This is a genomic window from Allocoleopsis sp. (genome assembly GCF_036703385.1).
In the GTDB taxonomy this organism is placed as follows: Bacteria; Cyanobacteriota; Cyanobacteriia; order Cyanobacteriales; family Coleofasciculaceae; genus Allocoleopsis.
On record NZ_DATNPA010000417.1, the window covers coordinates 12,418 to 32,425 of the forward strand.

The following is a 20,008-nucleotide window of genomic DNA, read 5'->3' on the forward strand; positions in this document are numbered from 1 at the left end:
TATCCCATGAGGATATAAATAGCAATTTATCCCACGCCTAAAAGGACGTGGGCTTTCTTGCTTAGGTTCTGTAATTCGTAATTATTTGGTCAAATTCTGGAACTCTGCTCGTTCTTGACCGCTTCTGGAGTACGGCGGATGGTGAAGGAGATTTCGCGAGTGGCTTGAGGCAGTTGCTTCGTGGAGGATGGATTAAGTTTAGACCCGTTGGATGCCTTGGTAAACTCATCCCTTAATGCTGTCTGTACTAGCTTAGGATCGGATTGAGTAGACGGCGACTGAAAAGACCAGCCTGAGTATTTACCATAGTTGGAAGCGATCGCTAACACAGCTCCAGCCACAATAAAGACAGGTAGTGGCAAAGTGAAGTTTTTCATCCACTGATAAAGTTCCACCATCCCAAACACAACCAGAACGCTGGTAATCCAAACTCGCATAACGTTAGCCCTCGTCCTATCCAACTGTATCTCTTATTACCAAATCTGTCCCATAGAGGCTCTTAAATTTTCCGTCTTTTTTTCCCCTGTCCTCTTTGCTTTGCAGCTTTCTGAACTGGGGGTCATTGAACCTGATTTGGTATGACTCCTGTCTATCAAAATAAAGCGCGAGAGGCAACATTAGCCCCTCGCGAACTCCAAAATTCTGATGGAACTTAACCCCGAACGAATTAGACTTTGGCAACCGCTGGGGATTTGGTGGCGGTCAAGCGCTCATAAGTGGCTCGCATTTTTAGCCCAACCAGAACCTGGAACAATCCAGAGCCATTGTTAGAGCCGGGATAATCTGGGTGCTTGAGCATCAGCTCGGTCATCTCACCATAGAACTTGGTTGAGGTATTGCTGAGGTGACTTTCGATATAGATCATCTCCTCCAGATTGTCGAACTGACCATCCACTTCTAGGACTGAAACATCATGACCGTAATAAGAGTCGGGGCCGTAGAAGAGTTTGATGCCAGGATAAGCGCAGGTCAGCTTGCGACCGCAAGGTCTCCAGTCAATGGTTGAGCCTTCATCAAACAGGTAGACTGGCTCAAAACCTTCCACGCCGTCCTTCTGAAGCAGGCGGACGCGCAGGATCTTGCTCTCCTTGTCATCTGGCAGAAGCTGCGTGGGCAAGATTTGAATAACAACGTCAGCGAATTCTTTTTGAGGCTCAATGTAAGCCGAAAAGTCAGGGCGTCTGGCATTAATCGCGGCAATTACATCCTCGTAGCGGTGTCCCCGCTCGGCCATGTCTCGCTGGATTTTCCAGTTGACTTTGACTTCATCACTGATGTCGAGATATACGCCAAAATCAATTAGCGATCGCACCCGTTCATCGTACAGAGGATGAAGCCCCTCAATCACAATGATTTTGTTTGGCTCGACCCGCTCTGGTGGATCGAGTTCGCCCGTTTCATGGTTGTAGATTGGCTTGTCAATGGCTTTACCTTCCTTGAGCGCTTTGATCTGCTCATACATCAGGTCAAAGTTATTCGCTTTAGGATTGAGGGCGGTAACTCCTTGTTCTTTGCGCTGTTTTCGGTCTAGACAGTGATAATCGTCTAAACAGATCACCGTCATGAACTCTTCGCCAAATAAATCTATCAAGCGGCGCAGAAATGTTGACTTACCGCATCCAGAGTCTCCAGCTACACCAATTAATACCACGCGGTCCGGCTGAGTGGTCATATCTTCCCTCTAACGCAATACATAAATTTCAAAAAAGTTTTGAGCAATCTAAATCCACAGCCTCGGGTCAACCCGTCTGTTTCTGGGGTGCCGTTTTCACACACCATGAAGGCATGGTGTCCTAAAGTACTATCCCTCAGGGAAGACTCCAGCAAGGCACGGCGTAAGTATTTACTACTAGCTACTAACAGTGGATTTTACCAAAATGAGATTAACGATACAAGGCTTAATGTAAGCTGTCCGATCCCACTCAGTATTTATGCTAAGGTAGCTCGTGCATTTTGTGTAAAGAAAAAATTAAATTGACTCAAGGTTGACAGAATTCCCGCCAACGGCTCAGTAACCTGAGACTACAGGGGTTACGGTTGACTAAACAATGACAACCGTGAAACTGGGCTGGGCATAGTTTTACAATGTTACGCTAATAGTGCTGTCTTGGGCTCATTTGGCCTATCCTCCAATCCTGCGTTGGAGTTGGCTTGTGGTAGCAAGGGCACGGATTAGCAACAAGAGTGAAGTCTGGTTTGGAGATTATTGAAGCTATGTACAGTCCCAGCGCGGCTGCGAATTCCGCAAATCCAACGGAATTGAGTACTCGCATGTTTGTTTACGAAGTGGTGGGTCTACGTCAGAGTACAAATACTGACCAGTTGAACTACCCAATTCGACAAAGCGGCAGTGTATTTATCACAGTGCCCTATAGTCGCATGAATCAAGAGATGCAGCGGATTACCCGCATGGGTGGCAAAATTGTCAGTATCCAGCCTCTTACGGCTGACAACCAAGCCAATGGACAGGCCGCCGCAAAAGCTCAACCGAAAGCTGAACCAGGAGCTGAACCACAGCAAATCCAGTCAGAAGAGAAAGGCAAGCCTATGACTCAAGCAAAATCGAAAGCTGACATTCCCGTCAACATCTACCGCCCCAACGCGCCCTTTGTTGGTAAGTGCATCTCCAATAAAGAACTTGTCAAGGAAGGGGGAATCGGTACTTGCCGTCACCTGATCTTCGACATTTCTGCCGGAGATTTACGCTATCTCGAAGGTCAGAGTATCGGCATCATCCCCGATGGAACTGATGACAAGGGCAAACCTCATAAGCTACGGCTGTACTCCATTGCCTCAACTCGTCATGGCGATAATTTAGACGATAAGACGGTTTCTCTTTGTGTGAGACAGCTAGAGTACAAGCATCCGGAAACAGGTGAAACGGTTTTTGGCGTTTGCTCCACGTTCCTATGCAATATGGAGGAAGGCGCAGACGTAAAAATCACTGGCCCGGTGGGTAAAGAGATGTTGTTACCCGACGATCCGGAAGCCACCGTAATCATGATGGCAACAGGAACTGGAATTGCACCATTCCGGGCTTTCCTGTGGCGGATGTTCTTTGAGCAGCATGAAGACTACAAGTTTAAGGGTCTAGCTTGGTTAATCTTTGGTGTAACCACGACTCCAAACATTCTCTACAAGGAGCAGTTGGAGGAGTTGCAGGAGAAATTCCCAGATAACTTCCGCCTTACCTATGCCATCAGCCGGGAACAAAAAAATTCTGAAGGCGGTAGAATGTACATTCAGCATCGGGTTGGGGAACATGCTGACGATCTCTGGAGCTTGATGCAGAAACCCAATACTCACACCTACATCTGCGGTCTCAAGGGCATGGAAGACGGTATTGATTCCGCACTCACGGTAGCTGCCGAGAAGAATGGGGTTACCTGGTCTGAGTACCAACGGCAAATGAAGAAAGCTGGTCGCTGGCACGTTGAAACCTACTAGTCGTGAAGGTCGGCAGAAGTCTTCCACTCGTTCGAGTACCTATGGGGGGAAGAGAGGGAACTGGGAACTGGTGGGTTATTTCTGCCACACCGTCCTCAGTTGATTTTGAGCCGAACTGAATTCGACACCAACAATAATCCAATATTAAAGGCGCGTCTGTATGGTTGGCTTAAAACCAGTGAACAGACGCGCTAATTATTGTGAGGCTCATCTGTTTGAAGGGAAGGCAGAAGGCTCTGATGTTCCTTCAGAATCCAGGATATGAGCAAGGGTGCGATCGCCCAACGACCCTCACCAATTGCTAATAACTCCCACTAGAACTGATGTCTCCCCACTTACCCTCTTCAAGAGCCGCTTGCTCGAATCGTGAGAATTACGTTAAATTTAGTTAAGATAACGTTACAAGTTCCTGTCTTTGCCGTTATAAGGCTCAAACCCCTAAACTTGTGACAAAAAGATAGATAGGGTGTAACGGTAACAATTTCTGTTCATGCAATTTTTTGAGCTAAGTTTTATTGTCCCTAATGCTCATGTAGCGCTAAGGCCAGCCTGTATGACCAGTATCTAGAGGTTAATCAGAGATGAAAATTTCCTGGAGAATAATATTACTTTGGACATTACCAGCCCTCGTTATAGGGTTTTTCCTATGGCAGGGAGCCTTTTCGACGCCTGCTGCTGATATGGGTAGAAACACGGCTAGCACTCGCATGACCTATGGTCGATTCTTGGAGTATTTAGATGCCGGGAGAGTTACCAGTGTTGACCTCTACGATGGTGGTCGGACGGCAATTGTGGAAGCGGTCGATACAGAACTCGATAACCGCATCCAGCGGCTGCGAGTTGATCTACCGACCAATGCGCCAGAACTCGTTGCCAAACTCAGAGAATCAAATATCAGCCTAGATGCACATCCAGCGCGAAATGATGGAGCCATTTGGGGACTGCTGGGGAATTTAATTTTCCCGATTCTCTTGATTGCTGGCTTGTTTTTCCTGTTTCGTCGTTCTAGCAACATCACGGGTGGCCCCGGTCAAGCGATGAACTTCGGGAAATCCAAGGCCAGATTTCAGATGGAAGCCAAAACCGGCATTCTGTTCAACGATGTGGCTGGAATTGAAGAAGCCAAAGAAGAACTACAAGAGGTTGTGACTTTCCTCAAACAACCTGAACGGTTTACAGCCGTGGGTGCACGCATTCCCAAAGGGGTGCTGTTGGTTGGCCCTCCAGGTACCGGAAAAACCCTGTTAGCCAAAGCGATCGCAGGTGAAGCAGGAGTCCCCTTCTTCAGCATCTCCGGTAGTGAATTCGTGGAAATGTTCGTCGGGGTGGGTGCCTCCCGCGTTCGTGACTTGTTCAAAAAAGCCAAAGAAAACGCCCCCTGCCTTGTGTTTATCGATGAAATTGACGCTGTGGGTAGACAGCGTGGCGCAGGAATCGGCGGTGGTAACGATGAACGAGAGCAAACCCTCAACCAGTTGCTCACGGAAATGGATGGTTTTGAAGGCAATACCGGGATTATCATCATTGCCGCTACAAACCGCCCCGATGTTCTGGATACCGCTTTGTTACGTCCCGGACGTTTTGATCGCCAAGTGATTGTTGATGCGCCTGAGATGAAGGGACGGGTTGGCATCTTGGATGTTCACGCCCGGAACAAGAAACTCGCGCCAGAAGTTTCGATCGAAGCGATCGCACGACGGACTCCTGGATTTACGGGTGCTGACTTAGCCAACCTGCTCAACGAAGCCGCCATTCTTACCGCCCGACGCCGCAAAGAAGCGATCACCATGCTGGAAATCAACGACGCCGTTGACCGCGTTGTCGCAGGTATGGAAGGGACACCCCTAGTGGATAGCAAGAGCAAGCGCTTGATTGCTTACCATGAAATCGGACATGCGATCGTGGGAACCCTGGTTAAAGACCACGACCCTGTACAAAAAGTGACCTTAATTCCTCGCGGACAAGCTCAAGGTCTGACTTGGTTTACCCCCAACGAGGAGCAAGGCTTAATCACCAGAGCACAACTCAAAGCTCGGATTTCAGGAGCTTTGGGCGGTAGAGCCGCAGAAGAAGAGATTTTCGGGTATTCCGAAGTGACGACCGGTGCGGGGGGTGACTTACAACAAGTCACTGGCATGGCACGACAAATGGTCACCCGGTTTGGGATGTCTGATTTAGGCCCGATGTCTCTTGAAAGCCAAGAAGGAGAAGTCTTCCTCGGCGGTGGATTGATGTCGAGAGCGGAGTATTCCGAAGTCGTTGCTTCACGGATTGATGAGCAAGTTCGTCTGATTGTTGAACATTGCCACGACGATGCACGTCGGATTATTCGAGAAAATCGTGTTGTGATTGACCGCTTGGTGGATCTGTTGATTGAGAAGGAAACGATTGACGGTCAAGAGTTCCGTCAAATTGTTGCTGAGTATACAGATGTGCCTGACAAGGAGCAATACGTGCCTCAGCTGTAACCTGGAAACTTTAAACGAATAAGTCGATGGAGATGGTATTAAATCATCTCCATTTTTTTTGCTGGTCGGTACTATTTTTTGATATTCTCGAAAATTTAAGTGAATTTCATAAAGTTCCTATGTTCATACCAAGTTGTATTCAAACATATAACTCTCTCTCTCTCTTACCTCAGCGTCCTGGAGTGCCTCTGTGGTTTGTTAAATTCTACTAAGAGCAGCAACTCAGTATCAGTACGACTTCACCTCTTGGTTGGGTCGTATCAGTTGCAGAACTAGACCTTCAGCCAAGACCAATCCTGAGAAATGATATGCTGAGAAACATTTAGACAAGTCGGTTCCTATCCGGAAGCCAACCTTTTGGTTCCAATCTTGAGCGTTCGTATATCAGGTGCCATGCATCTTGCATCGCCGATTAGAATCTACGCTCTTTTCTCGCACATACAAGCATAGAAAAGTTATTTCCTCATCTCCTCCATCTATTTTTTGGATGATTAGAACTCGCCTCAGGTATATCAAGAACTTTCTATCAGGTAGCTGGAACAAACTTTTATTGTCTCAGCAGGAGAGCGATTCCTTATTCTCGCAACGAGATGAACCCAATGCGATCGCCCTTTTTAAGCAAAAGATTCGACGTAGAACCTCTCTATTACTCTTCCTGGGTATTCTGAGTTTTTTTCTCGGTATTGCCTATAGTCTCATCTACAGAACTTCGGATGACCTCGAATACACAGAAGTTGAGGAATATACTGAAGTCGAGGCTAGAGCTAACCTTCCTTCCGAGGCTAAATCCTCTACCCTTGCCTCTAAAGATAACATTAAAATCAAAGCCGTTGGAGACATTGTTCCCGGCACTAACTATCCCAATAATCGGCTCCACTCCAAAAAGACGGTTCTTTTTCAATCAGTTAAACCGCTCCTCCAAGGGGCTGATTTTTTATTCGGAAATTTTGAAAGTACATTAACCAACTATCCTTACTCTTCTAAAGGTGTCGGAGGTGGACTGATAGTTCCCTTTCGCACGCCTCCTAGCTATACCCAACTTTTAAAAGAAGCTGGGTTTGATATTTTGAGCGTTGCCAATAACCATTCTTTTGATTTCTATGCGCAGGGATTCAAAGACACCATCCAAAATCTTGATAAAACCGGAATTAAAGCTGTTGGCAAAAAAGGTCAAATCTTGATTGCTCACTATCAAGGTTTATCGATTGCTTGGATTGGTTTTAGCTACCTTGACAATCATAATTCCATCAATAAACTAGCTAAAGCTAAAGCTTTGCTAGCAAAAGCCAGTAAACGTGCTGATATTGTCGTGATTTCTGTTCATGCAGGTGCAGAGGGAACAGATGCAATGCGCGTCCGCAACCAAACAGAAGTTTTTGCCGGTGAAAATCGGGGAAACTTGGTGAAGTTTGCTCACGCCATGATTGATAGCGGTGCCGATTTAATTTTGGGGCATAGCCCTCACGTTCCTAGAGCCTTAGAACTCTATAAAGGTAAGTTAATTGCCTATTCTTTGGGCAATTTTATGGGATACCGCACGCTTTCCACTAACGCCGAACTAGCCTATTCTCTGGTCTTAGAAGTGGAACTCAATAAAAAGGGAGACTTTGTAACTGGAAAAATTCTTCCTGTTTACCTAAATCGCCAAGGTATTCCTTACCCTGATCGCCAGGGTCGCAGTATCAAGCTAATTCGCCAACTGACTCAGCTCGATTTTCCCAAGACTCCCTTGACGGTTAAGAACAATGGTCAAATCCTGCGGAAGTAATAAGTTATATCACCTAGAATAGAAGCGTGGATTACTAAAATGCCCTATGAAGTGGAGCATAAAGGGTCTGACCCCTCATCCCGCTTGCTTTTAAATTTGATACTAAATGTAGAGGAGTTAATAAATTAGCGCCCTACTATATTCATTCCTTAGGATGAGCCGAAAATCAACGGATAACGCTAATTTTGTATTAAATTGAGTGGGTAGGTACCAGAATCACTTAGCTATATATAATCTCTGGATTACCAGTAGATCAAAGCATCAAGGCAATTCTTTATACCATTAAGTGGGCAGGTGAAGACCTCCCGCGGTTGAAATCTGGTAGATTGAATCGTTTTTTCACCAACGGCTTACGAACTCTTCACAAACTCTTCACATATTATATCTAAGTTTTAAATAGTGCCAGGGAGTCCGGAGATCTTTATGAATTTTGGACAAAATCATCAACAATGCTTAGACAGACTAATCTGGGTTACTGAGCAGCTAAAGGTAGAAGCTCCTGTAAACCAACTTGCCAAGATTGCTAAGCTGATTGTCCAAACAATGGATAGCCCTTGGCGTTATTTTCATTCAACCGAGCATATTTTTGAAGTGGGTGGAGATGGAGACGCGATTGAAGTACTAGCTGCTTTATTTCATGATGTTGTATACGTGCAAGTTGATAAGAGCGTCAATTTCAATCTTACCTATTACCTAGCTCCCTTTATTGAGGAGGATAGGGGAAAGCTGTTCATTCGAGAACACAGTGATTTGCCTGATGATGTGCTCTTTGAAATGGTGGCAATAGTCTTTGGTTTTGTTCCCGGTCAAGCACTTTCTCCATTTGGAGGGCAAAATGAATTCCTGAGTGCGCTCGTGGCTGCTAAGGCTTTGGAGCCGTTTCTCAGTCCGGCGTTGATTATTCAGGTCGCAGCTTGTATCGAAGCGACGATTCCCTTCCGGTCAAAATCGGAATCGGGTTTCAGTACAAGCGAATTATTGCATCAACGTTTGAGGTCAATTAATCAAAAGTTCAATCTTCAGCTGACAGACGAAGATGTTGTTCAAGCCGTGAAGAGGTCGGTGAGATTAGCCAACCGGGATGTCGGAAATTTTGCCGATCCAAGTTCTGCTGTTTTTTTAACGAACACTTGGAGTTTATTACCAGAAATCAATCATAATCTCCGTAAATGCGGTTCTTACACGGTTCGTGATTACCGAGAGGCCATGCAAAAAATGTTGGGTTTTTTGAATTGTCTCAAGCCAGAACTCGTTTTCCAGCAGTTTCAAGGAGAGCCGGATGACCACACTTATCAATGTTTAGTGAAGCGAACCACGAAGAATGTGGAAGTAGCACGGCTTTACCTGGAAAGTAAACTAGTCGCGATCGCTATTATTGAAGCCCTTTCTTTACGCTTTGGCTCGGATGTTTCGCTATCTACCATGATTGGAGAATTACCCGGTTCCGAATTTTCAGTCGGTCGATTGAAAGATTGGTTCCCCAATATTGCTAACTCCTATCAACCGGCAACGCCTGTTGAACGAGAAGTTTTAAATTTGTTAGAGAAAGGACGAGGTAAGAGTTCAAATTATGATATTAAAAACTCTCCCTTAACAGCATTTGTGGTTAAATATATCGGGTTTAATGACGTTCGACGCCTGCGGGAGCGATCGCAAGCATTTTTTCAAGGAACTATTTCTTCCGAAGATTACCTGGCTAGCTGCAATGGTGAGCTAACCAGAATCATATCTAACGGAGTTATCAAACTCTTGGAAAATCGCCAAGCTGCATTGATGTCTGGGAATAGCTATCTCCTCGTTCCATCAAAAGCGTAGAGAGCTAATCCAAATTCTAAAGTCCTAAATCCAAATCCAAAATCGGTTGAGCGACTGCACCCGATAAATCAGTATTTTGAAGTCCAATCTCATCAAACTTTGCGCCTGTCAAGTCAGCTCCTCTAAACGAGGTTCCGGAAGCACGCCTGATTTCTCGAACCGCTAATATGAGAGAATTCATCGTTAAACCGATGTAAGCTAGGGATAAAGCACCCCAAAAAACTCCCCAAACGAACTTTTGTACACTTAGATAGGCGATCGCTGTTGCTCCGGTGAAGAAGGCAAAGCCATATCCAGCAACAGCTCCCGCAGCCGCAACCGCAGCAGCTACGAGGGGGTGGCGAACTCTCAAACAAATCAGTGCCATGATCACTCCTCCCAATACTGCCCCAGCGATCGCAAATTGGGTATTATTGTTCGTGGTACTTCCTCCATAAAAAAAACCTAGCAACGCCCCCGACGCAGCACCCGATACTATCGTCGCGATCCGCTTCGCTAGGGACTTAGGGCGCATCATTACTCTTAACCCTGAAAACGTCCCAGAAATCGCCAAACTCACGCCTAAAGCAATCACAAAAGACCAACCTCCCTCTGCAGGTGTTCGACCCAAAAGTCCAAAAATCATTTGACTAAATGAATTGGCTGATATTAAAGCCACGACCACAGCAACCACCATAGAAGGGATAGACTGCCTAAGGGTTTGACCCGTCTTAACTCGCTCAAAATTAGCTCCCTGCAACAGAGCGTGACTAAAATCACAACCCCGAAGATCACAACCGCTAAAATTAGCTCCATTTAAGTTCTGACCATTGAACGAGCGATTTCGCAAGTCCTGATTCGCAAAATTAAGTGGGGATGAGCTTGCCATAATTGAGTCGGTGAAAGCCTTCAAACCATGAATCATCGATACCAGATTGGCATAAAGCAATTATTGCTGGCAGGGGGAACGGGACTATTACTCTTGCCCCTGATACTCTACGGGTGGCTCCATTCCCAGCGCCCACCCCGAACCACTCAAGAGCGATCGCTATTTCAAGGCATTGTCTACAAACGCGAGGTTCGCTCCACACCCCGTCCGTTGATGATTCATATTGTCACAATTAACTTAAAAGCACCTGGCGTTAAATTACTGGTTACCCCAGGAACACCTGCTCCTGAAAAGAGAGAAGTCCCCACCGAAATCAGCGCCCGAACCACATCAGAATTTCTCAAACAGTTCAAGCTACAATTAGCCATCAATGCCAGCTTCTTCTATCCCTTTCGTGAAGTAACGCCGTGGGACTACTATCCTCGTCGTGGCGATCGTGCTAATGTAGTCGGACAAGCCATCTCGAATGGCGCGAGTTACTCCTCCCATGAATCAGATTGGCCTGTACTGTGCTTTATGAGGAGCCAAGTAGGCGATAGCGTTCAACTCTTAAAGGGTAAAGCGTGCCCTAAAGGTACAGTTCATGCTGTGGCAGGTAATCAGCTCCTAGTTGAGCGTGGCAATGCCGTAAAATTGAATCTAGATATAAACGACAGGAACAGACCCTACCCGCGTGTTGCCGTGGCGATGGACAAAGCAGGTGAGAAACTTTGGCTGATTGCGATCGATGGCAAGCAGCCGCTTTATAGCGAAGGAGCAACCCTAGCAGAGCTGACAAAAATTATTGTGGATTTAGGCGCGGATTCAGCCTTAAATCTAGATGGTGGCGGTTCAACAACCGTGGTCGCAGCCACTCCAGAAGGAGCCACCGTGTTAAATGCTCCCGCTCATACCAAGCTTCCCATGCGTGAACGTCCAGTTGCCAATCACATAGGATTCTATGCCTTACCAACATCTAAGGATTGAGCATTGATTAACCGCCCATTTCCTGCGTAAGGGCATGGCATTGCCATGCCCTTACAGAATGGATTGTCAAATTCTGTCTCAAATCTCTGGTTCAAGTCCGGCTGCCCTGAGTTGTGCGGCTAATCGTTCGGCTCGTTGTTGAGCAATTTCCTTTTCTTGCCTTTCTTGGTTCACTGACTCCGAACCCCAGAGCAACAGTTCCCCATTGTCATCCCACCAGCGTAACCAGTAACCTGTCCGATTTTCTCTAGTGCCTTGCCATACTCCCAGAAATAACCCCATTTGGGCAATCCAATAACGGTGATTGGTATCAGGACTTTGTAGCTGATATCGTCTTTGCTCATCTAAGTGATAAACTTCAAGTTCCCCTGCATCGGGTTCAAAAATGATGTAATTGGGAACTACTAGGACTTGCTCATAGAAAAACCATTTACCTGGGGGGTAGGTAGGCTTGATGGAATACTCACCCCCTTCTGTATCCGAGAGAAATTCCATCACAATGACTGGAATATCACCTTGAAGTTGGGGTGTGTAGCTGCGTTTAACTTCTTCCCGTGGAACCTGAATCGATGGTATATATGCCCAGTCGGGAGCTTTGACGACTATCTTTTGATTCACTGTGGCACAGAGGCCGTAGTTAGTCGTACTTAGGGAATTGGCTGGAAGCTTTCCCGCGATTTCCAAGCTTTCGGTTAAAGCGGCGGCAAGAGAGGGCTGATTAATGTTGTCCACGGGTTCGTCGTCTAGAACAAAGTCATCTGGTAGCTTTTCCCAGGTGATTTCGTAATTGGCGCTACTAGCTAACATGGTATGACTCACGGGTCAAATCGCACTTTCTACCTACACAGATAGTTCAACACTAGGGCTGAAAGTCCTGTGTAGCTTTAATGTAGCGTTTGGAGGTGGATGATGAACGTTCTAGTGCAACGTGGCAAAAGTTTTCCACCACTTCAATAGGATTAAAGTAAAGTCTTGCCCCCCCGCTCCCCTGCTCTCTTGCTCCCCCTCTCCCGGCGATCGCTCCTGCTCGATTCAGGGGCAGCAACCACTACGACTTATGGACAGGTAAGCGCTAGCTGGTTTCTGAGGTAACCTAGTTTTGGCTCAGCGCCAGTATTGCATTCTACAAAAACGATATCGGTCTTAGCCATTTGCAGCTTATGGGAGACGGTTTTTCCTGCTCCCCCAATCCGCGTCACTCTAACAGCCGCTTCTCCCGGAAACTGAACGAACAATAACAGCCCGATCACCAAGACTAGAGCATTAGCCAGTAGGGAAAGCCTGAATGCCTGTTTGTAATTTAATTTGAACTTTGGCTGAAATCTCATGTTTTGTACCCAAAAAGGAAAAGATATACAACTGCAATGGCAACCAGTAGCATTAAACGCAATCACGTAAACGTACAAGGCCAAGGCAATCAAACGCTGATTTTTGCTCACGGTTTCGGGGCTGATCAGACGGTTTGGCGACATATTGTAGCCGCCTTTGAATCCGACTATCGCATTGTACTCTTCGACCATGTGGGGGCGGGTAAGTCCGATTTTACCGCCTACAGCCGATCGCGCTACAGCAGTCTTTACGGCTATGCAGAAGATTTACTAGAACTATGCGCCGAATTAAAACTGACTCACTCTATTTTGGTCGGTCATTCCGTCAGCGCCATGATTGGTTTACTCGCATCTCTAATCCAGCCAGAGCGCTTTAGTCACTTGATCTTTATTGGTGCATCACCCCGTTACCTCAACGATGTAGACTACTACGGTGGCTTTGAGCAGTCTGACCTGGATACCTTATATGCTGCAATGTCTGCTAATTACGAGGCTTGGGCTTTTGGCTTCTTCGCACCTTTGATGATGGGCAACCCGGAGCGTCCAAACCTTGCTCGTGAGTATGCCAGTACGATGGCAGCCGTTCGCCCGGATATTGCGCTTGCTCTTGCCCGTGCGATTTTTCAGTCAGACTTCCGTGCCCACTTACCGCGCCTAACTGTACCAACACTGATTATACAGTCGAGCGATGACAAGGCTGTACCCCCTGAAGTGGGTCGATATCTAGCTTCCCAGATTCCTCAAAGTCAGCTAGTCAACATCAAAGCACAAGGTCATTTACCTCACTTGAGCGCACCTGATGAGGTCATTCGAGCGATTAGAGCTTATCTGGGTCACTAACGGATTTTGGGAGCGATCGCAGTTTATGGCTACAAGTTGAAATTGAGCAGTTTTTGGCACAGCAAAAACCCCCAGTGAAGTCACCAGGGGGCTATGAACGTCAGCGAACAAGAATTTTATGTTGTAGTCAGTCCCAATATCCCGTACCAAGTTTTGCAATTGTCAAGTTTACTTTGAATGTTGTCCCTGACTCTTTTGATAAGTGTCCCACGCCTGGTATGCGCCATATCCAATCGCTGCTGTTGCCGCTACAGGAGCTAATATCGGTGCTGCCATTGCCATTGCTGGCGCTGCTGCCGCTGCCAGTGGCACTACCGCCGCAGTAGCTGCTTGCCCAATTGCAGCTGTTCCTGCTGTTATTCCAGCGGCAGCTAAACCTCCGTTTCCTGTAGCCAAGAGAGTCACTGCGCTACCACCAATTGCTCCCGCAGTAAATGATGCTATATTTTCACAGTCTGACTCACACTTGAACAGTACAATATCTGTATCTGCCCTAGCCGGAGCCGGTGAAATTGTCAGGACACCAGTAACCAGAAGCAGTGTAACTAGGCAAATCGCAATTAGTCTTTTGGCAGCTTGAAATTTTTGTAGCATCTATCTTTCTCTCAGAAGTAAATATCAAACCTTTACATCTTCAATATCACCGTCTGATGTTTGCGATCGCGTTTGCGCTGACGTTTGCTTTGTATAAGATGATGTTTGCGTTTGGCTAAGCATTAAAAGACAATGTTGACTTTCTTCATAGGGCGTGTGACCCCTCAGATGAAAATTCTGTAGGGGCATCCCTCGTGGATGCCCTATACCCGTGGATGTCCTCTACCCGTGGATGTCCTCTACCCGTGGACGCCCTCTACCTGTGGACGCCCTCTACCTGTGGATGCCCTCTACCTGTGGATGCCCTCTACCTGTGGATATCTTCTACCTGTGGATATCCTCTACCTGTGGATGCCCTCTACCTAGGCAGGCAGGTACAAGACCTGCCCCTACAGGCTCTAAAATTGCGGTGCATGGTTGGTAAGCAGTTTGACCTCTCCTTAATTCGCCAACAACATCATACAAATTAGGGCTAGAACTCATCAGTTTTGCTATTCAATCAGCGTTTTTGGATAATCCCATTAATCGCAAGCCCGTAAGCTCACGCCATCGCCACCCAGAAATCGTGAGAAAATTGACCTGAGTTTAAGAGACGACCTTTCAATGACTGCAACAACTCCCGATTCCGCCAAGCATAAAAAAGCCAAAGCCCTCAAATCTTCCAGCCGTCGCCCAGCTAAAGAACTCTGTAGCGAGTGCGGACTGTGCGATACATATTACATTCACTATGTCAAGGAAGCTTGTGCCTTCTTAAACCAACAAATTACCGAACTCGAAGAAAAGGCACACGGACGCAGCCGCAATCTAGATAATCCCGATGAATGGTACTTTGGTGTCAACCAGAACATGATGGCAGCCCGGAAAACCGAGCCAATTGAGGGAGCACAGTGGACAGGAATTGTCAGCACCATTGCCATTGAAATGCTTGAGCGTGGTCTAGTTGAAGGTGTTGTTTGTGTGCAAAACACCAAAGAAGACCGCTTTCAACCCATGCCCATCATTGCTCGAACGGCAGAAGAGATATTGGCAGCACGGGTCAATAAACCAACCCTCTCGCCGAACCTTTCCGTGTTGGAGCAAATTGAACAATCGGGCATGAAGCGACTGCTGGTGATTGGTGTTGGTTGCCAAATCCAGGCATTACGCGCCGTTGAAAAACAGCTCGGATTAGAAAAGCTCTACGTTTTAGGAACACCCTGCGTCGATAATGTCACCCGTGCGGGGTTGCAAAAATTCCTAGACACCACCAGCAAATCACCGGAAACAGTCGTGCATTATGAATTCATGCAAGACTTCCGAGTTCACTTTAAGCATGAGGATGGCTCTGTTGAAATGGTTCCCTTCTTTGGACTGAAGACGAACCAGCTCAAAGATGTTTTCGCCCCCTCTTGCATGAGCTGTTTTGACTACGTGAACTCCTTAGCCGATTTAGTTGTGGGTTATATGGGTGCACCCTTTGGTTGGCAGTGGATTGTGGTACGCAATGACACAGGACAAGAAATGCTGGATTTGGTGCAAAGCCAACTAGAAACGCAGCCTGTCATGTCTAAAGGAGACAGACGCAATGCGGTGCAACAAAGCATTCCCGCCTATGACAAAGGTGTAACACTGCCGATGTGGGCGGCAAAGATGATGGGTGTGGTAATTGAAAAAATTGGCCCTAAAGGTTTAGAGTATGCCCGTTTCTCGATAGATTCCCACTTCACCCGCAACTATTTATATGTAAAGCGTCATCATCCAGAGAAGTTAGAGGAACATGTTCCAGAGTACGCTAAGCGGATTGTTGGACAGTACAAATTGCCAGAATCTTAAAATGTCATTTGCGTGAAGCTTCAGCAGTCTAAGGTTTGGTGCAGGGAGTCCGTCACTAATAAACCTATCTTAAAAATCGACTTTCAAGATAGGTCTATTGTTTATTGATGACTAAATTTGTGTCTTTTATTGGGCGAAACTGTAAATGCCCCTGAAAAAATTTCTTTGCTGGTTAACTTGCTGTTGTCCTATCTTTGGGTTAATGAAGCGCTCACTAAAATTGTCATTTTGGCATTTCTAGCAACTAACCTATGGCTGTGGCAACCTAGCTCCTGCCAGCTTGGCTTGATCGAGGTTAGCTTCCTCGAGATTAGCACCCCTTAAGTCAGTGCCATATAACTGGGCTTGACTCAACTGTGCTTCACTTAAATTCGCCTGTCTCAAATTGGCTCCGCTCAGATTGAGGTGCGTCATGTCTAATCCGCTCAAATTAGCCTGACATAGCTGTGCGTCTTGTAGCTGTACTCCGTTTAAATTAGCCTCGGTTAAATCTGCACCCGTTAAGTCAGCTTGACTTAAATCAAGTCCCTGAAGATTAGCACCTCTGAGATTAGCTCCACGTAAGTTAACTTTTTGGAAAATCACATCGGTGAGGTTTGCGCCGCTTAAGTCTGCTCCACTCAAGTTAGTGTTAATCAAATCGGCTCTCTGTAAGTCCGCTCCCTGCAAGTGAGCGCCGCACAAGTCAGCGTTTTTCAAGTCCACAGATCGCAGATTAGCGCCTTGGAGGTTTGCCTCTCGTAAATTGGCTCCTTTTAAGGTTGCTGCGCTCAGTTTGGCCTGCTGGAGATTGGCTTGGCTTAAATTTACTCCACTGAGATCCATCCAAACCAGGTTTTCCTGAGCTAGGTCGATCCGACTAAAGTTTCGTTGGCCTTGGTCATAACACCGCTTAAGGTCTCGACCTGTGACTGTAGTGTTTAGGCTAGAATTAGCAGTTGCTTCTTGTGAGTTTTCCCTAGTCTCTATTTCTGTGAGAATATTTTTGGGCTGGATGGGACATGTGAAAATTGGTTCTTGTATTTTCACAGAATTCACCTCCATTAAGATCTTTTGTGTTTATGCCTACTGGCTTTGTTCATGCTGGCAAACGTAAAAAAAATATAAAACTACCTTATTGCATATACCGATTGGATTTACATTCCTTGACATTCAGTCGATCGCGTATGATATGTCAGTGACTGAGTTGAGCCTAAGGGCGATCGCAATCTAGGGAATCACAGTGCAAAACAGGGAAAAAATCATTGCTATCTCCCAAGAGCGATTGCCAGTTATCGGCTGGCGAGAACACATTGCACTGCCTGAACTGGGAATTCCAGAACTCAAGGCGAAAATTGACACGGGAGCGAGATCGTCCGCCTTACATGCTTTCGATGTCGAAACGTTCCAAGATGACGGGAAAATGATGGTTCGCTTCAAGGTGCATCCCTACCAGCGAGATAGCGATCGCACTATACTTGCCCAAGCTGAAGTAATAGACCAGCGAGACGTTCGTAATTCGGGTGGTCATACCCAGTTGCGACCCGTTATCCAAACCACAGTAGAAATTGGTGAGTTCGCTTTTCCCATTGAACTCACTTTAACCAATCGGGATAAGATGGGTTTTCGGATGCTGCTGGGACGTCAGGCCGTGCGTCGGCGCTTTCTGGTAGATGCAGGTCAGTCATTCCTGCACAGCCAGACTAGGAGTCAAACACGCCAACAGGCTTCAGAAAAATCTTTATGAAGATAGCTATATTATCACAGGATGCTTCGCTGTACTCCACTCAACGCCTCAAGGAAGCTGGGGAAGCACGGGGACACGAGATGCGGGTGGTTGATTACCTGCGCTGCTACATGAACATTACTTCTCACAAGCCGACTGTGAGGTATCAAGGAAAACCGTTGGAAAATTTTGACGCAATTATCCCGCGCATCGGAGCGTCCAAGACATTCTACGGTACGGCAGTTGTGCGGCAGTTTGAAGTGATGGGCGTCTTCACAGCTAATGAATCCCAAGCTATTTCCCGTTCTCGTGATAAGCTGCGCTGTCTCCAAATACTTTCCCGTGAAGGCATTGGTTTACCTGTGACTGGTTTTGCCCACTCCACTCAGGATATTGACGACTTAATCAAGCTGGTTGGTGGGCCTCCTCTGGTGATTAAACTGTTGGAGGGGGCTCAAGGAATTGGTGTGGTGTTGGCGGAAACTCAGCAAGCGGCGAAGTCAGTGATAGAAGCCTTTCGCGACCTCGATGCGAATATTCTGGTGCAGGAGTTTATCAAAGAAGCCGAGGGCATGGATATTCGTTGTTTCGTGATTGATCACAAAGTGGTGGCGTCGATGAAACGGCAGGGCGCACCGGGAGAATTTCGTTCTAACCTGCACCGAGGCGGAACGGCTGAACCCATTAAGTTGACACCAGAAGAACGCAGCACCGCAGCCCGGGCTGCCAAAGCGATGGGGCTGAGAGTTGCAGGGGTAGATTTGCTGCGCTCCAATCATGGCCCGGTGGTGATGGAGGTAAATTCTTCACCAGGGCTAGAAGGCATTGAGCAATCGACTGGGGTGGATGTGGCGGGGAAGATAATTGAATATTTGGAAAAAAATGCCGCCAACGGAAAAATTCGCGATAGTGCTTCGCGTAAAAGCGATCGCATCCAATATTAACTAGTAATTCCGGAAATACTGATAAGGGGCTGAAAAAAGAGATCTAGAACACCAGTTCAGTGATCAAAAGCCTTACCCCCAACTTTCTCTTCAAGCTTCACTTCCCAGGTTCTCCTGCTCTGTTTTAAGAAGAGGAGGAATCCGGAAGGAATTTGTTAGTTGCAAGGGGAGCAACACGATACCTGTCTTCTTCCTGCCGATATAAGGGAGGAATAAGGCAAAGCGGTTGTTTCACGATAGGAGTTGAGGAAGAGGTACTCAGAGCGAGGGCTGAATCGATGTTCTAAATGTAAGGGTATTCTGGCAGGGAGAAGTCCGTTGAACATTGAGACAAAACAGCCTGTTTTGGGAAAGTTTCTAAACGGGCGTTACAAAATTATTCAAGTTCTGAGTACTGGGGATTTTGGGCAAACTTACGTAGCTGAAGATTCCTGGCTAAGCGGCACGCCTCAATGCGTGGTTAAGTTCTTTAAACCCCAAGGTCACCATCCTAAACGAGGGGAAATTTGTAAGCGTCGGTTTACTAGCGATGCAGAAGCGCTCAGAAAACTTGGCACCCATGAGCAGCTCCCCCAATTTTTAGACGCTTTTGAAGATGAGCAGGGGTTTTACTTGGTGCGGGAGCTGATTGTTGGAGAATCCCTGAGTGCAGAACTTCCTTTTGACTTATATGATAACAAACGTTGGAGTGAACTTAAGTGTCTTGAACTACTAGAGGACGTTCTAGGCATTCTAGAATTTGTTCATTCCCAGGGAATCATTCATGGCGACATCAAACCAAGTAACCTCATCAGACGCCTTTCAGATGGGAAGTTGGTTTTGATTGACTTTGGCGTGGCCCATCCCATTCATCCAAGTCAAGTTAAGCCAAGAGTCGTCCCAATCCAACCTGCGATCGCTCCTATAGCGATTCCCCCCTTAGGCTATATCCCAGCAGAGCAATTTAGCGGTCAACTTTGCCCTAGTAGCGACCTCTATGCACTGGGTATGATCGCCATTCAGGCACTAACAGGGCTAGACCCCTTGCAATTACCGATTAATACTAGTAGTGGTCAGATCAGCTGGCAGCGGGAAGCCGCAGTCAGTGATGCTCTAGCGTCCGTAATCAACGGTATGGTGCGATATGACTTCAGATCTCGCTATCAATCTGCCAGCGATGTTCAAATCGCACTTAAGAATCTGGAGACTAGGGCGCGTTTTCAAACTTCCCTGCCACATTCTGATCCCCCTAAATCTCCTTTAAAAAGGGGGACTTTGACTGAATTCTCCCCCCACCCCTCTCATTCTCCCCTTTTAGGGGAGAGGAGTAAGGACGAAGCCTTTTATTCATTGGGGGGCTGGGGGGGATCTGAGGGTTTGAAAACAGACCCTAGGAGTAAAGCGCAAGAACTCACAACCGAGGAGTTATCCGACTCATCCGGTTCGGACGCGCTTTCCGATTTAGCAGAAGCCA

19 protein-coding genes are annotated in these 20,008 nt (G+C 46.8%); 11 read left to right on the plus strand and 8 right to left on the minus strand.

Features of this window, described 5'->3' with window-relative positions:
- Positions 1–89 precede the first annotated feature (89 nt).
- Complete coding sequence (locus tag V6C93_RS20515; RefSeq protein ID WP_333478530.1) at positions 90–437, minus strand: hypothetical protein; 348 nt, start codon at positions 435–437, stop codon at positions 90–92.
- A gap of 230 nt (positions 438–667) precedes the next feature.
- Positions 668–1,672 (minus strand): phosphoribulokinase, encoded by a 1,005-nt coding sequence (locus V6C93_RS20520; protein WP_333478531.1) that lies wholly within the window; start codon positions 1,670–1,672, stop codon positions 668–670.
- A gap of 542 nt (positions 1,673–2,214) precedes the next feature.
- Here V6C93_RS20520 and petH point away from each other — a divergent pair.
- From petH to V6C93_RS20540, 4 genes are all read left to right on the plus strand, one after another.
- Complete coding sequence (gene petH, locus V6C93_RS20525) at positions 2,215–3,447, plus strand: ferredoxin--NADP reductase (protein WP_333478532.1); 1,233 nt, start codon at positions 2,215–2,217, stop codon at positions 3,445–3,447.
- Between the two features lie 581 nt (positions 3,448–4,028).
- A complete protein-coding gene (gene ftsH2 / locus V6C93_RS20530; RefSeq protein WP_333478533.1) occupies positions 4,029–5,915 on the plus strand; it encodes an ATP-dependent zinc metalloprotease FtsH2 in 1,887 nt (628 codons plus the stop codon).
- A 625-nt stretch (positions 5,916–6,540) separates the two neighbouring features.
- Positions 6,541–7,683 (plus strand): CapA family protein, encoded by a 1,143-nt coding sequence (locus tag V6C93_RS20535; RefSeq protein ID WP_414644226.1) that lies wholly within the window; start codon positions 6,541–6,543, stop codon positions 7,681–7,683.
- A gap of 423 nt (positions 7,684–8,106) precedes the next feature.
- Positions 8,107–9,498, plus strand: coding sequence for a hypothetical protein (locus V6C93_RS20540; protein WP_333478535.1), 1,392 nt, complete (start codon positions 8,107–8,109; stop codon positions 9,496–9,498).
- A gap of 16 nt (positions 9,499–9,514) precedes the next feature.
- Here the strand turns inward: V6C93_RS20540 and V6C93_RS20545 are convergent, their stop codons facing one another.
- Positions 9,515–10,402 carry a pentapeptide repeat-containing protein gene (locus V6C93_RS20545; protein ID WP_333478536.1) on the minus strand — a complete coding sequence of 296 codons (888 nt, stop codon included), beginning with the start codon at positions 10,400–10,402 and terminating at the stop codon, positions 9,515–9,517.
- On the opposite strand from V6C93_RS20545, the gene V6C93_RS20550 reads away from it, so the two are divergent.
- Positions 10,394–11,332 (plus strand): phosphodiester glycosidase family protein, encoded by a 939-nt coding sequence (locus V6C93_RS20550; protein WP_333478537.1) that lies wholly within the window; start codon positions 10,394–10,396, stop codon positions 11,330–11,332. The genes V6C93_RS20545 and V6C93_RS20550 overlap by 9 nt on opposite strands.
- 78 nt (positions 11,333–11,410) lie before the next feature.
- On the opposite strand, the gene V6C93_RS20555 is transcribed toward V6C93_RS20550, so the two are convergent.
- From V6C93_RS20555 to V6C93_RS20565, 3 genes are read right to left on the minus strand one after another with little or no spacing between them, the layout of a single operon-like run.
- On the minus strand, positions 11,411–12,139 hold the full coding sequence (locus V6C93_RS20555) for a Uma2 family endonuclease (RefSeq protein WP_349262781.1): 729 nt from the start codon (positions 12,137–12,139) through the stop codon (positions 11,411–11,413).
- A gap of 52 nt (positions 12,140–12,191) precedes the next feature.
- Positions 12,192–12,377: a hypothetical protein gene (locus tag V6C93_RS20560; protein WP_333478539.1), complete on the minus strand. Its 186-nt coding sequence runs from the start codon at positions 12,375–12,377 to the stop codon at positions 12,192–12,194.
- Positions 12,378–12,387: 10 nt separating this feature from the next.
- Positions 12,388–12,660, minus strand: coding sequence for a hypothetical protein (locus V6C93_RS20565; protein ID WP_333478540.1), 273 nt, complete (start codon positions 12,658–12,660; stop codon positions 12,388–12,390).
- Positions 12,661–12,696: 36 nt separating this feature from the next.
- On the opposite strand from V6C93_RS20565, the gene V6C93_RS20570 reads away from it, so the two are divergent.
- Positions 12,697–13,500 (plus strand): alpha/beta hydrolase, encoded by an 804-nt coding sequence (locus V6C93_RS20570; protein ID WP_333478541.1) that lies wholly within the window; start codon positions 12,697–12,699, stop codon positions 13,498–13,500.
- 168 nt (positions 13,501–13,668) lie between these two features.
- On the opposite strand, the gene V6C93_RS20575 is transcribed toward V6C93_RS20570, so the two are convergent.
- Positions 13,669–14,094: a hypothetical protein gene (locus tag V6C93_RS20575; protein ID WP_333478542.1), complete on the minus strand. Its 426-nt coding sequence runs from the start codon at positions 14,092–14,094 to the stop codon at positions 13,669–13,671.
- 215 nt (positions 14,095–14,309) lie between these two features.
- Here V6C93_RS20575 and V6C93_RS20580 point away from each other — a divergent pair, with 215 nt between their 5' ends.
- Both V6C93_RS20580 and V6C93_RS20585 read left to right on the plus strand, forming a co-directional pair.
- Complete coding sequence (locus tag V6C93_RS20580) at positions 14,310–14,564, plus strand: hypothetical protein (protein WP_333478543.1); 255 nt, start codon at positions 14,310–14,312, stop codon at positions 14,562–14,564.
- Between the two features lie 133 nt (positions 14,565–14,697).
- Complete coding sequence (locus V6C93_RS20585; RefSeq protein WP_333478544.1) at positions 14,698–15,906, plus strand: Coenzyme F420 hydrogenase/dehydrogenase, beta subunit C-terminal domain; 1,209 nt, start codon at positions 14,698–14,700, stop codon at positions 15,904–15,906.
- Between the two features lie 249 nt (positions 15,907–16,155).
- Here V6C93_RS20585 and V6C93_RS20590 read toward each other — a convergent pair whose 3' ends face one another.
- On the minus strand, positions 16,156–16,935 hold the full coding sequence (locus V6C93_RS20590) for a pentapeptide repeat-containing protein (protein ID WP_333478545.1): 780 nt from the start codon (positions 16,933–16,935) through the stop codon (positions 16,156–16,158).
- Positions 16,936–17,128: 193 nt separating this feature from the next.
- On the opposite strand from V6C93_RS20590, the gene V6C93_RS20595 reads away from it, so the two are divergent.
- From V6C93_RS20595 to V6C93_RS20605, 3 genes are all read left to right on the plus strand, one after another.
- Positions 17,129–17,632, plus strand: a complete 504-nt coding sequence (locus V6C93_RS20595; RefSeq protein WP_333478546.1) for an ATP-dependent zinc protease — start codon at positions 17,129–17,131, stop codon at positions 17,630–17,632.
- Entirely contained in the window at positions 17,629–18,555 is a 927-nt protein-coding gene (rimK, locus tag V6C93_RS20600) for a 30S ribosomal protein S6--L-glutamate ligase (RefSeq protein ID WP_333478547.1), read from the plus strand. The genes V6C93_RS20595 and rimK overlap by 4 nt, the downstream gene beginning before the upstream one ends.
- A 318-nt stretch (positions 18,556–18,873) precedes the next feature.
- Positions 18,874–20,008: serine/threonine-protein kinase (locus tag V6C93_RS20605; protein WP_333478548.1), on the plus strand; the 1,135-nt coding region annotated here is incomplete at its 3' end.